The organism is Haloarcula sp. CGMCC 1.6347 (genome assembly GCF_037078395.1).
Classification (GTDB): domain Archaea; phylum Halobacteriota; class Halobacteria; order Halobacteriales; family Haloarculaceae; genus Haloarcula; species Haloarcula amylolytica.
This window is the reverse complement of sequence record NZ_JAYMGX010000002.1, coordinates 629,031-641,840: the sequence shown is the minus strand read 5'-3', so window position 1 is coordinate 641,840 and position 12,810 is coordinate 629,031. Positions and strand designations below refer to the sequence as shown.

The window sequence follows — 12,810 nt, the reverse complement described above, 5'->3', positions numbered from 1 at the left end:
TGATGCGAAACAGTACTTCTCAATCGTACGTGAGGTCGATCTTCAGCTCGCTGGCTTTCCGTTCCAGCAGATCGGGGTACGTCGATTCGATGTCGTCCTGGCTCACCCGGCCATTCGGCCCGAAGACGCTCAACGCGCCGATGAGGTCGTCCTCGTGGTTGTACACCGGCACGCCAGCCGCCCGCAGGCCGTCCATGTGTTCGGACATATTGGTCGCGTAGCCCCGCTCACGGACCTGTTCGAGTTCCTCGAACAGCGCGTCCCGGTCGGTAATCGTGTTCGCCGTCAACTCTTCGAGGGCGGTGGCTTCGGCGAACTCCTCGATGCGTTCGTCGGGCCACTCCGCGAGGATGGCTTTTCCCGAGGCGAGCGCGTGCAGCGGCCGGCGTTTGCCGATCATCGTGTCGCTCTGCAGGGGATTCCGGCCGCCGGCCCGATGGAGATACACGCCCTCGAAGCCCTCTTCGACCAGAAACAGCGCCCGCTCGTCGGTCTCTATCGCCAGTTCGATGACTTTCTGCTTGGCGACGATATAGCCCGGTCGCCGTATCCGCGGCGGTTCGCTGAGTTGCAGAAACCGCAGCGAGAGCCGGTACTCCCCGTCCTCCTCGACGAGATAGTCCATGTCGTGCAGCGTCTTGAGGTGCCGATACACCGTGCTCTTGGCCAGGTCCGTCTCCGCCCGAATCTCCGCAATTGTCGCGCCTCCCGCGTCCCGAATCAGCCCCAGAATCTCGAACGACGTCCGGGTCGTCGATACCTCCGACGTTCCGTTCTTGTTTTCGAGCATACGGAGTTGTGACCGCTTAGTGACATCAACGTTTCGCATAATCGACCATGATGGTCTGACAGCTCGAACGCAATCAGTAGCCGTCTGCCGCTTGATTCCGCGACCGAACAGAACCTAACTTCTATTATCTCGCCGGAGCCAAGACAAGGTATGCCACAACTCAGCGCAGACGCCATCGAACAGCTCCGGGCTCAGTTCGACCGACAACTCGAGGTCGGACTGCACCACGGCGCACAGTTGGCGGTGTACGTCGACGGCGACCTCGTCGTCGACTTCGCCGGCGGTTCCACGGGTCCCGACGGTGACGAAACGACGCCCGAGACGCGCCACGTACTGTTCTCCTGTACGAAGCCGTTCGCCGGCGTCGGCCTGCACCAGCTCGTCGAGCAGGGCGAACTCGACTACGACGACCGGGTGGTCGAGCACTGGCCGGAGTTTGCCGACGACGGCACGCAGAAAGCATCGATTACAGTCCGACAGGTGCTCAGCCACACCGCCGGTATCCCCTTCGGAGAATTCGACGAACAGTACGAAAGCTGGGGCGACTGGGACGCCGTCGTCGCGGCGATGGAAGACATCGAACCCGTGTTCGAGCCCGGAACGACGCCGGCGTATCACGCCATCAACTACGGCTGGCTGGTCGGCGAACTCATCCGCCGCTGTAGCGGCCAGTCGGTCGAAGAATACGTCGCCGAGAACGTGTTCGAGCCGCTGGGGATGGACAACACCGGCATCGGTCTGCGGGACGACGAACCCAACGACGTGGCGACCCTGGCCGGCTATGAGGCGTTCGAGCGGTGTCACGATGTCGAAGAAGGACTCGAAGATCCTGCCGCATACGCCGGGGCGTTTAATCAGGAAGCGATGCGCCGGGCAGTGATCCCCGCGGCCAACGGCATCGGCACTGCCCGGGACATGGCCCGGTTCTACGCCTGTCTCGCCAACGGCGGGTCGCTAGATGGGACGCAACTGCTGACCGAAGCGACCGTCGACGAGGCGACCACGACTCACGCCGAAACCGAGTCCGACGGCACGCTGTCACGACCGGCCCGCTACGGCCTTGGCGTCTGGACCGGCGGGCTGGCCGCCGATATGTTCGGGGCCGCCAGCAAAGAGCGCATGTTCGGCCACGCCGGCCTCGGGAGTTCGTTCGGCTGGGCCGACCCCGAACTGAACGTCGGGTTCGCGCTCGTCACGAACGGCATCCGCGACGAGTCCTTCGAACACGCCGCCCGCGTCGGCCAGCTTTCCGACGCCGTCCGACTGCTGTTACAGGACTGACCGCGCCGATCTGGGAACTGCCGTCGTAGGCATTTCCTGATCGTTCGGGTCGATGTCCGTATCCCCGGTCACCATAGAGCTGGGCGACCCCGGTTTTTGTATGGCTCGGCTCTAATCCCCCGATATGAACTTCCCCGACCGAGGCGACGTGGACCACCTCATTGACCCACAGCCGCTGCCGGAGTTCGTTCGTGTCCGGTACGAGCCGGAGACGGCCGCCGTCGACGACCCGTCGGCCGCGGCGCGGACCGAACTCGACCGGCTCGACTTCGACGGGCTGGAACCGGGTGCGACTGTCGCCGTCGCCGTCGGTAGCCGCGGTATCCACCGCATCGACGACATCACCGAGGCCGTCGTCGAGGCGATTCGCGACCGGGGCTTCGAGCCGGTCGTCGTCCCAGCGATGGGGAGCCACGGCGGGGCGACGCCCGAGGGTCAGCGCGAGGTGCTGGAGAGCCTGGGCATCACCGAATCGCGCCTCGATGCCCCTATCGACGCCCGGATGGAGACCGACCAGGTCGACACCGTCACCGTCGGTGACACCGAGTTTCCGGTCCACGTCTCGGCGGCGGCACGGGAAGCGGATGCCGTGGTCGTCGTGAATCGGGTGAAGCCCCACACCAACTACAGCGGCCGCATCGAGAGCGGCCTGACGAAGATGACCGTCGTCGGGCTGGGCAAGCAACGCGGCGCGAACGCGTTCCACTCGACAGCTATCAAAGAGGGATACGTTGAGACGCTGGAAACCGCGCTCCCGGCCGTCGAAGCGGCGCTACCGCTTGTCGGCGGTGTGGCGCTGGTCGAGAACTTCCACGAGGAGACGGCCCACGTCGAAGCGGTGCCGGCGGGGTCGTTCACCGACCGCGAGCCCGCGCTGCTGGAGCGGGCTTACGACGAGATGGCGACGCTCCCGGTCGACGACATCGACCTGCTCGTCGTCGACGAACTCGGTAAGGACGTCTCCGGCGCGGGAATGGACACCAACGTCATCGGCCGCTATCGCGTCCTCAACGCGCCGGACCCCGACGAGCCGGCCATCAAACTGCTGTACGCCCGCGGGCTCACCGAGGCGACGAAGGGCAACGGCAACGGCATCGGCCTGGCCGATATCACCCGCCAGGCTGCGGTCGACCAGTTGGACCTGCAGAAGACGTACGCGAACGCGCTCACCAGTGGCTCGACGGCGAAGGCCAAGCTCCCGCTCGTCGCGCCGGACGACGAGTTCGCCATCCGGACGGCGCTGTCCGCGCTCGGTGGCTACGACCCCGACACCGTCCGGATCGTCTGGATACAGACCACGCAGGACCTGTCCGAACTACACGTCTCCGAGCCGCTCGTCGAGGCCCTGCCGACCGCCGCCGAGGTTACCGGCCGTGAGTCGCTCACGTTCACCGACGGCACCGCGTCGTTTACCCGGGACTGACAGTCGGGTGACGACGGTCCCCGTCATGCATCTGGAACAATTTCTAACAACTGTACATCCGTTTCTCTGGATCAACCCATCAGATAGATGCAACTATCGGAATAGGATTCAGTCCGAACTGTCAGAGGAACAGGGTGCAAGCAGAAGCGAGAGCATTACGTTCCACTTTGAGCGAATCAATTCATAGCGAGTGGCCATCCAGCACCATACTGGTTCTATACTTCTTAGGGAGTAACTATATGAGTGCGTTATCGAATATGTGGGATTAAGGAGCTAGAGCTAACACAATATTTCTGAATTCGAATACAAAATCCGATATAGCTGCAATATATGGCGGCAGATATCTCTCAATTATCGTCATACACAGACGCGGCTGGAAACTGACGGGCACGGTCCACCAGGACTGCCCGCTGAGTTGCGTGAACAGTCGCCGAACCTGTCATACCGACTGCTCGACTGTCGTGTCCGGTAGTCGCTCGGCGACAACCTCGATAGGATGCGGTGGAATCTCGTCGACGCCGTCCCGGTCGCCCAGTTGGGAGCGACAGGACCCGCCGGGCGCGACGACGCGGTCGCCGTCGCTTTCCTCGACCTTGTCGAACAGCAGTCGCCCGATAGTCTTCGAGAGGTCGTAGTGCTCGTCGTGGTAGCCGAAACTTCCGGCCATGCCACAGCACGTCGAGTCCAGCGGGTCGACCTCGTAGCCGACGCGGCGCATGACGCCGACGGCGTGGTGGTCCTTGTTGGTCCCCTTCTGGTTGCAGTGGCCGTGATAGCTGACCGCGCCAGCGGCCCCGAGCGAGCGGTCCTCGACCGGCAGCGCGTCGTCAATACGGAAGGTATCGAGATATTCCAGCACGCCATAGGCGCTGTCTGCCACCCGCGAAACCGCAGGGCCGTCGAGCAGGTCGCGGTACTCGTCTTGGAACATCACGGCGTCGGACGGCTCGACGAACACGACGTCCCAGCCCTCCGCGGCGCGGTCGGCAAGTCGGGTGGTGTTCGTCTCGGCCCGCTCGCGGGCCTGGTCCAGCATCCCGGTGGAGTACGCCGCCCGCCCGGACGGCGCGGTGTCGTCCGGCATGGTGACGTGGACGCCCGCGGCTTCCAGCGTCTCGACGGCAGCCTTGCCGGCGGCCGGGTAGGAGTAGTTCGTGTACGTGTCGGGGAACAGCAGGACTCTGCGGTCGGCCTCGGCTCGCGAGACGGTCGAGCCGCCGCGGTCGTCGAACCAGTCCTGCAGCGTCTCCCGGCGGAAGGTCGGGAGCTCGCGCTCCGGCGCGATACCGAACAGTTTCTGCATGACGAGCCGAGCACCGGGGATGTTCGTCGCCCAGTTCGAGACCGGGGCCAGCGCCGACCCGACCTTCGAGGCCGTGTCGATGTTGGCGAATAGGTGCTCCCGGAGGCTCGCGCCTTCCTCTTGGTGGTGTTGGTGTTTCAGTTCGGTCTTGAGTTTCGCCATGTCGACGCCGGTCGGACAGTCGCTCTTGCAGCCCTTGCAGCCGACACAGAGGTCGAGCACTTCCTCCTGGAAACGGTCGGAGTGGATCTCGTCCTCGTCCAGATCGCCGCTGATGGCCGACCGGAGGAGGTTCGCTCGGCCGCGCGTCGTCTGCACCTCCTCTTCAGAGGCCCGGTACGTGGGGCACATCACGTCACCGTCGGTCTGTCGGCAGGTCCCACAGCCGTTACACAGTTCGACCAGCTCGGAGAAGCCGCCCTCGTCCTCGAAGTCGAGCGCCGTCTGTGGCTCCAGGGACTGGTAGTCCGGGCCGTACCGGAGGTTCTCGCGCATATCCGCGCCGACGCCCCGGTCGGCATCGGGGCCGATGTCCTCCGGCCCCTCTCGGTAGACGACGTTGCCGGGGTGCATCCACCACTGCGGGTCGAAGGCCGTCTTGACCTGCTTGAACGCGTCCCAGAGCTCCTCGCCGTACATTTTGGGCGTGAACTCTGTCCGAGCCATCCCGTCGCCGTGCTCGCCGGAGAACGACCCGTTGTGTTCGAGCACGAGGTCGGTCACGTCGTCGGTGATGGAGTGCATATCCTCGATACCCGACATCTCTTTCAGATTGAGGATGGGCCGGATGTGGAGCGTGCCGGACCCGGCGTGGGCGAAGTAGGCGGCCGACGTGTCGTGGTCGGCCAGTATCTCCTCGAACTTCTCGACGTACTCGGCGAGTTCGGCCGGCGGGACCGTCGCGTCCTCGATGAACGGGTACGGCTTGGGGTCGCCGTCCAGCGACATCAGGAGCGGAATCGCCGCCTTCCGGAGTTTCCAGAGGTCGGCCTGGTCCGCGTCGGTGTAGGCTTCGACTACGTCGAAGGCCGTCCCGTTGTCCAGGAACCGCTCGTTGGTCCGGGCGATGGCCGCCTCGAAGTCGTCGTGGAGCTCCGAGTCGTATTCGAGCATCAGCGCCGCGGCCGCCCGTTCCGGAATCGGCTCGACGTACTCGGCGTAGCCGTCTGACTCGGCCGCGAGCCGGAACACCTCGTCGTCCATCAACTCCACGGCGCTGACGTCGTAGTCAAGCGCGACCGGGACGGCCCGCATCGCGTCCGCGAGCGTATCGAAGCAGTACAGCGCCAGGGCAGTCTCCTCGGGAACTGTCACCAGCGAGAGTTCGGCTTCGACGATGACACCCAGTGTTCCCTCGCTCCCGACGAACAACTTCGCGAGGTTCAGCACCCGCTCGCCGTCGTCGTTCTCGTAGATGACGCGGTCGAGGTTGTAGCCTGAGACCCGACGCTTGAGGTCGGGATAACGGGCCTCGATTTCGTCGGCGTTCTCCTCGACGATTTCGCGGACTGTTCGATAGATTTCGGCCTCGCGGTCGTCCTTGCTCACGATGTCGTCCCACTCCGGCGAGTCGATGACGACCTCGCGGGCGTGGATGAGCGACCCGTCCGAGAGGACGGCTTTCACCGCGTCCGTGTAGGCGTCGGTGATACCGTACCTGACGGAGTGTGCGCCGGTGGAGTTGTTCCCGATGCCGCCGCCGACCGAGGCGCGGTTCGACGACGCCGGGTCCGGGGCGAACTTCAGGCCGTACTCGGCCAGCGTATCGTCCAGGTCGTCCTGCACCACGCCGGGCTGGATGTGCGCCGTCTGCTCGTCCGGCCGGATATCGAGAACCCCGTCCATGTGCCGGGACATATCCAGAACGACACAGCCCGGCCCGACGGCCTGTCCAGCGAGCGACGACCCGGTCCCGCGGGGCATGATCGGGACGCCGCGGCTCGTCGCCACCTCCACGGCCGCCTGCACGTCGTCGATGTCAGTCGGGTACACGACCCCTGCCGGTTCGGCGCGGTAGATGCTTCCGTCTGTCGCGTACAGAACACGGGCGTATTCGTCGAACTCCACCCCACCCGAGACCCGCGAGCGAAGCTCTGCCGCCAGGTCCCGGTACGCGTCCACGTCCGGTCGATTCAGGTCCAGTTCCTGTGCCGACCAGGTGTCCTCGACGTTTTCGATCGCCATACACGTATTCAGGAGTAATAATCATTAAAATCTGTGGCATGCGGTCACAATTCACTTTGGGTAGCCCACCAGCTATTTGCCCCGGGGCGTCGGAAGCGTTGTATGGGCAATGCAAGCGTACTCCACATGTGCCTGAACGTGGCCGACGCCGACGAATCGATCGCGTTCTACGCACAGTTCGGCTTCGAGGAGTCCTGGCAGTTCACCACGCCGGATGGCCAGACGACGAACTACTACGTGGCCGACGACAGCGGCGTCGAACTGCAACTGGCAGAAACGGACGGGGAGACGAGCTTCGAGATGGGGTCCGGCTGGGACCATCTCGCTCTCGGCGTGGACGATGTCGACGCGACGGTCGAGCGTATCGACCACTACGGCGTCGTCAAAGAGCCCGGCCCACAGCCGGAGGCCGGCGCGTACACGGCCTTCGTCGCGGACCCCGACGGCCACCACGTCGAACTCATCGAACCGCTGGAAGACTGAACCACGCCCGCGGCGTTTCGAGTGACGAAATACTGAGGACGGCCGTTAGTTGCCGACAGCCGTGGCGCGTTCGACGATGTCAGTGCCGTACATCTCCGCCAGTTCCTCGTGCTGGTCCGGGCGGTGCTCGTACACGTCCTGGAACAGCGTGATGGGTGTCTGGGCGGCCTGGTAGGTCGCTTCGTCCCACATCCGGTCTTTACTGACCTCGACTTCGACGCCGTCGATGACCAGCGTCGCGGCCTGAGTCATCGCGATGGCTCCCTTGCCGGCCTCCTTCGCGGCCTCGAACTCCTCCATCGAGTCGACGATGTCGGTCATGCTGGGGATGTACGCGGTGCGGTCGAGCAGTTCCTCGGTGAGTTCGTCCTCGTCCAGTTCCAGCCGGTCACCGCCCGCCTGCAGAACATAGCCGCCGTCGCTGACCTCCTCAAGCGAGAGGTCGTCGCCGTCGTACACCTGCTTGCCGTCCTGTTCTTCGAGTTCGACCTCTCGGCCGCCAGCTTCGAGGAGCCAGCTCCCAGTCTTCGGCGGGAGCGGGGCCGTGTTCGCCTCCACGACCTGGCCTGGCGTCAGCGACCAGATGCCGGTCATCCCCTTCGCGCGGTTGTCCTTCATCCGCTCGCGGTACCCCTCGACGTCGCGGATATCGTCGTAGGGGCCGTCGACGGCGATAAGGCCCGCGGCGCTGGCACCCCGAGAGGTGTTATGCCGCAGTTCGGGCCACGGCGGAAGTTCGCCGGTGGGCGTCATCGCACGCATGTCCTTCGTGTAGTCGACCTCGCCGTCGACGAGCAGGAACATGCGTTCGAGGTTGTTCGAGGGCTTGCCCATCTCCTCGCGCAGGTCACCCATCGCCAGTTCGGCCTCGCCGCTCTCCACGATGACCGACATGGAGAGGCTGCCCTCTTCGAGCCCGTGCTCGTGCTCGATGATGGTGAAGAACTCGTCGGCCTTCTTCCAGTCGTCGATGTCGCCGACCTCCGGAATGACGAAGCCGTCGATGTGTTCGACCGCGCCGTTGTCCGGGTCAGTGATCTCCAGCATCTGCTGGAACCCTTGGTAGCGGGTCGCCGGAGACTCGCGGTGCCAGACGACGCGCGGGTGGATCTCGCCGGGGAACTCCGCGCCCTGTTCGGCGACGACCTCGATGATGTTCTGGACGCCCTCATCGCGCATGTTCGGTGCCGTCGCGTCCTCGTTGTCCGGGACCCAGACGTCCGGTGCCTGCAGGCCGCGGAGCTGACCTGCACTCCGTAGCATCTTCGCGGAGTCCTCTTCCCCGTCGACCGCTGTCGGGGAGGTAAAGAACGTTCTGACGAACTCGCGGTCGTAGTGTCGTTTCACACTCATACCTCACCTCAAAGAACCCGACGGAACCGCTTAAATCTACCGTCCACTATCGACCGAAACATCGACGAGAGCGGTCGTTCCACCGTCTTTCAGCGGATTCGGAAATACGAAATATATATGCTTTATTTCCTTTTACTACTCGTTCGCCCGGACGACACAACGGTCGGCGGCGCACACTGCTCTGTCGGTATCTCGCGACCGTTCAGTCGCCACATCACGGAGCCCCCGGCGGCTTCGGTCGCTGGCTTCGCACCATTGAACCCCACATTCCGTTTCGTATTTCCGAATGCCTGTGACGGTCGTAGAGTTCGGTGACGCCCACTTCGCCGTGCGTCAAGCCTCGGAAGCTACCGCAGAGCGGTTATCACAATCGATACGGCAATTTTATTCGAGCGGCACCAGAACTGGTGTCTAATGACACGGGCGAAAACGGACTCGGTCCGGGCGACGCAGACTTCGCTGGCGGTACTCTCGGGTATCAAGGCACTCGGCGGGAGCGCCACGCTGGTCGAACTCGCCGACTCACTGGAGCCGGCCAAGAGCACGATATACAAGCACCTGGTGACGCTTGAAGACGAGGGGCTGGTGGTGGAACGGGACGGCGAGTACCGCATCGGGCTCCGGTGGCTGGAGTTTGGCGGCATGGCACAGCGCTACGACGGCATCTACGAGGTGGCCAAGCCTGAAGTTCGACGGATGGCCGTCGAGACCGGCGAACTGGCGAACCTGATGATCGAGGAGCAGGGCTACGGCATCTACATCCACACCACCAGCGGCGACCAGGCGGTCGCGCTCGATACGCGCCTCGGGAAGCGCATCCACCTCCACAAGACCGCTATCGGCAAGGCGCTCCTGTCGAGTTTCGACGACGACCGGGTCGCGGAGATCATCGAGGCTCGCGGGCTGCCGGCCGAGACGGAGAACACCATCACGGACCGCGAGACGCTGTTCGCGGAACTGGAGACGATTCGGGAGCGCGGGGTCGCCGACGACACCGAGGAGCGGGTCGACGGTACCGGCTGTGTCGGGGTCCCCATCGACACCGGCGACCGCCGCGAGGCCGCGATCAGCATCACCGCGCCCATCAACCGGTTGCAGTCGCCGGGCCGCAAAGCACAACTCATCGACACGGTGCAGCAGGCCGCTAACGTCATCGAGGTGAATCTGGCTCACGAATAACCGCTCTGTCTGTTGTCTCGACAGATACACCGAGTTCCGTCGCCGACGGTTGGCCGGTACTGGAAGAGTCTAATACCAGTACAGTTGTTATTCGACGGCCGAATACCCGCTGTCCGTGGTGGACGAGTCTGGCTACTGTAGAGAAATACTCCGCCCTCGATACCCTCATTTAGCTACATAATCGGGCTACTTCAACTCTTTTTAAATATAGTATCTTCTATTTGGGTTCGAAACCTCAAAAACAACTCCGAGTAGCGCAAGCGGTAGTTATATAATTCTATTACAGAACTAGCTTGGAGCGTATAGTTGTAGGTGGTTACTACGGTCATCGACCGGTGTCGTCCCCGCGAGGGGTGAACGCTCACCGGTAACACAGGCACACAGCGAGGATGCCGAAGTACGTTACGAGCCCCCAGCACGTCGCGGCGACGACGACCGGGCCCAGAAAGACGGCGAGTCCGCCGGCAACACCCAGGAGTGCGACTGCCGACGCCGTCCGGACGCCGCGGCGCTCCCACAGCGCCGCGACGGGCGTGTCGAGAACGAACAGCGCCTCGACACCCAGTGCGACGGCCACGCCGACGGCGATGGCGGACTCGGACCAGAGCGTCTCAACTGCGCCCGTCTGTCGGAGATACGCGACGAGTGCCAGTCCACAGAGCAGCGCAAACCCGGCGTCGCGTCGGTAGTCGGGCACAGCGGGGGTACACGCCGTAGCCGGAAAGCGATGCTGCCGGCGGCGGCACGCTCGCGGCTACCCCAAGTACAAAGACACTGACAATCGCAGTGAACCTATGCACCATCCTGGACCGCCGCGGTTCGTGGCGACGGGTGACGAGGTCGAACTCGCGCCCCGCGACCCGGACCCGTCGGCGACCTACACCTGGCGACTGACGCAGGCACCGGCGCAATCAACGGTATCGCTCGGAGACGGCCCGGTCGAACACCTCGTCCCCGACGCGCCGGGCAGATACGTCGTCCGACTCACCGCACCGGACGGCGAACACGACCTCACTGTCCGCGCGTTCCCGGGGGCCCTCGAATCGAGCGGGACACACACGTCCGGCCGCTCTGGCGGTCACAGCGGTGGCGTCTCCGGCGGGCAAAGCGGTTCCGGCCGCAGCGGGAGCGGCGAGTACACCGGGGCAGGGGACGGCGGCGACGGCGGCAGTGGCGGCGGCCAGCCACGCCTGACGCTGCGGCCGGACATCGAGGGCGACGAAGCCGTCGTTCGGGCCGACTGCAGTCCCCATCCCGAGGGGACCGAGACGGCCGCCGACCTCGCCGTCGAGTTCCTGCTGGACGACCGTGACGATATCGATGCCGACGCGGTGACCCGGGACGGGACGGCTCTCCGGATTCCGCTGGACGCGCTCCCGGAGCGCGCTCGCATCCACGCCGTCGCGGTCGGAGACCACGGTTACAGCGTGCCCGACGCCGTCGAGTTCACCCGCGACGGGGACGGCGTCGAGACGGTGACGAGCGGCGCGGGGGTCGCCGCCAGACGGCCCTACGATGCGCCGGCCTGGGCCGAGGACTCGGTCATCTACGAGATTTACGTTCGCACGTTCGCCGGCGATAGCGACGAATCGCCCTTCGACGCGATTATCGACCGGCTGGACTACCTCGACTCGCTCGGCGTCGACGCCATCTGGCTCACGCCGGTGTTACAGAACGACCACGCGCCCCACGGCTACAACATCACCGACTTCTTCGAAATCGCGTCGGATCTGGGCACTCGCGCGGACTACGAGCGGTTCGTCGAAGCGGCCCACGACCGCGGGTTCAAGGTGCTGTTCGACCTGGTGTGCAACCACTCGGCGCGGACCCACCCCTACTTCGAGTCCGCCGTCGAAGGCCCGGACAGCGAGTACCGCGACTGGTACGAGTGGCGAAGCGACACCGAGCCGGAGACGTACTTCGACTGGGAGCACATTGCGAACTTCGATTTCGACCACCTGCCGGTCCGCCGGCACCTGCTCGATGCGGTCGCCCAGTGGGCCGAACTGGTCGACGGGTTCCGGTGTGACATGGCCTGGGCCGTCCCGAACAGCTTCTGGCGCGAGATCCACGACTACTGCAAGGACCGCGACAGCGAGTTCCTGCTGCTGGACGAGACCATCCCGTACATCCCAGACTTTCAGGCCGGACTGTTCGATATGCACTTCGACTCGACGACCTACGCCGCGCTCCGGCAGGTCGGCGACGGCGGCGATGCCGAGGCCGTCCTCGGTGCTATCGAGGGGCGGGCGGAGATCGGCTTCCCGGAGCACGCGTCGTTCATGCTGTACGCGGAGAACCACGACGAGACGCGCTACGTCGTCGACTACGGGCGGGACGCCGCCGAGGCCGCCGCGGGTGCGCTGTTCACGCTCCCGGGCGCGCCGCTGCTGTACGCCGGCCAGGAGTTCGGCCAGCGCGGCCGGCGCGACGACCTCGCGTGGGACCACGCCGACGAGGCGCTCCAGTCGTTCGTCAGTGACCTCTCCGCGGTCAGACACGACCAGCCGGCGCTGTCAGCCGACGCGGACCTCCTCCGAATCCCGTACGAGGTCCGGGACGGCCCGTCCGACCGCGTCGTCGCGTACGCACGGACAACTACGGAAGACGCGGCTGTCGTCGTGCTCAACTTCAGTAGTGAACCGTCGACGGTCGGGCTACCAGCCGGGACCGATGATACCGACCTCGTTTCTGGGGAGCATCGTGGGGCCGCTGATAGTGGGGGCGCGACCGTTACGGTCGACAGCGTGGGCGTGTTCCCGGCTGACGAGAGTGCTCTGAACCAGTAGACCGCGCGGGCGGATCTGTTCGGCA

General features: G+C 64.7%; 9 protein-coding genes. 5 read left to right on the top strand and 4 right to left on the bottom strand.

Features of this window, described 5'->3' with window-relative positions:
• Positions 1–19 precede the first annotated feature (19 nt).
• Positions 20–790, bottom strand: a complete 771-nt coding sequence (locus VI340_RS11635; RefSeq protein WP_008308147.1) for an IclR family transcriptional regulator — start codon at positions 788–790, stop codon at positions 20–22.
• A gap of 150 nt (positions 791–940) precedes the next feature.
• On the opposite strand from VI340_RS11635, the gene VI340_RS11630 reads away from it, so the two are divergent.
• Together VI340_RS11630 and VI340_RS11625 are read left to right on the top strand one after the other, a co-directional pair.
• Positions 941–2,071 carry a serine hydrolase domain-containing protein gene (locus VI340_RS11630; RefSeq protein WP_336358391.1) on the top strand — a complete coding sequence of 377 codons (1,131 nt, stop codon included), beginning with the start codon at positions 941–943 and terminating at the stop codon, positions 2,069–2,071.
• 124 nt (positions 2,072–2,195) lie between these two features.
• Entirely contained in the window at positions 2,196–3,494 is a 1,299-nt protein-coding gene (locus tag VI340_RS11625) for a DUF362 domain-containing protein (RefSeq protein ID WP_336358390.1), read from the top strand.
• Positions 3,495–3,933: 439 nt separating this feature from the next.
• On the opposite strand, the gene VI340_RS11620 is transcribed toward VI340_RS11625, so the two are convergent.
• A complete protein-coding gene (locus VI340_RS11620; protein ID WP_336358389.1) occupies positions 3,934–6,981 on the bottom strand; it encodes an FAD-binding and (Fe-S)-binding domain-containing protein in 3,048 nt (1,015 codons plus the stop codon).
• A gap of 102 nt (positions 6,982–7,083) precedes the next feature.
• Between VI340_RS11620 and VI340_RS11615 the strand changes: the two genes are divergently transcribed.
• The gene (locus tag VI340_RS11615; RefSeq protein ID WP_336358388.1) at positions 7,084–7,464 is read left to right on the top strand and encodes a VOC family protein; all 381 of its coding nucleotides are present in this window, start codon (positions 7,084–7,086) and stop codon (positions 7,462–7,464) included.
• A 45-nt stretch (positions 7,465–7,509) separates the two neighbouring features.
• On the opposite strand, the gene aceB is transcribed toward VI340_RS11615, so the two are convergent.
• On the bottom strand, positions 7,510–8,817 hold the full coding sequence (gene aceB, locus VI340_RS11610; RefSeq protein ID WP_336358387.1) for a malate synthase AceB: 1,308 nt from the start codon (positions 8,815–8,817) through the stop codon (positions 7,510–7,512).
• A 414-nt stretch (positions 8,818–9,231) separates the two neighbouring features.
• On the opposite strand from aceB, the gene VI340_RS11605 reads away from it, so the two are divergent.
• Entirely contained in the window at positions 9,232–9,996 is a 765-nt protein-coding gene (locus tag VI340_RS11605) for an IclR family transcriptional regulator (protein ID WP_336358386.1), read from the top strand.
• A gap of 361 nt (positions 9,997–10,357) precedes the next feature.
• Here VI340_RS11605 and VI340_RS11600 read toward each other — a convergent pair whose 3' ends face one another.
• On the bottom strand, positions 10,358–10,693 hold the full coding sequence (locus VI340_RS11600; protein ID WP_336358385.1) for a hypothetical protein: 336 nt from the start codon (positions 10,691–10,693) through the stop codon (positions 10,358–10,360).
• Positions 10,694–10,790: 97 nt separating this feature from the next.
• Here VI340_RS11600 and malA point away from each other — a divergent pair, with 97 nt between their 5' ends.
• On the top strand, positions 10,791–12,785 hold the full coding sequence (gene malA / locus VI340_RS11595; protein ID WP_008308159.1) for an alpha-amylase MalA: 1,995 nt from the start codon (positions 10,791–10,793) through the stop codon (positions 12,783–12,785).
• Positions 12,786–12,810: the final 25 nt, after the last annotated feature.

Coding starts and splice junctions, on each gene's coding strand:
- VI340_RS11605 (WP_336358386.1), top strand. CDS start 9,232: ATGACACGGGCGAAAACGGACTCGGTCCGGGCGACGCAGACTTCGCTG.
- VI340_RS11630 (WP_336358391.1), top strand. CDS start 941: ATGCCACAACTCAGCGCAGACGCCATCGAACAGCTCCGGGCTCAGTTC.
- VI340_RS11615 (WP_336358388.1), top strand. CDS start 7,084: ATGGGCAATGCAAGCGTACTCCACATGTGCCTGAACGTGGCCGACGCC.
- VI340_RS11620 (WP_336358389.1), bottom strand. CDS start 6,981: ATGGCGATCGAAAACGTCGAGGACACCTGGTCGGCACAGGAACTGGAC.
- aceB (WP_336358387.1), bottom strand. CDS start 8,817: ATGAGTGTGAAACGACACTACGACCGCGAGTTCGTCAGAACGTTCTTT.
- VI340_RS11635 (WP_008308147.1), bottom strand. CDS start 790: ATGCTCGAAAACAAGAACGGAACGTCGGAGGTATCGACGACCCGGACG.
- VI340_RS11625 (WP_336358390.1), top strand. CDS start 2,196: ATGAACTTCCCCGACCGAGGCGACGTGGACCACCTCATTGACCCACAG.
- malA (WP_008308159.1), top strand. CDS start 10,791: ATGCACCATCCTGGACCGCCGCGGTTCGTGGCGACGGGTGACGAGGTC.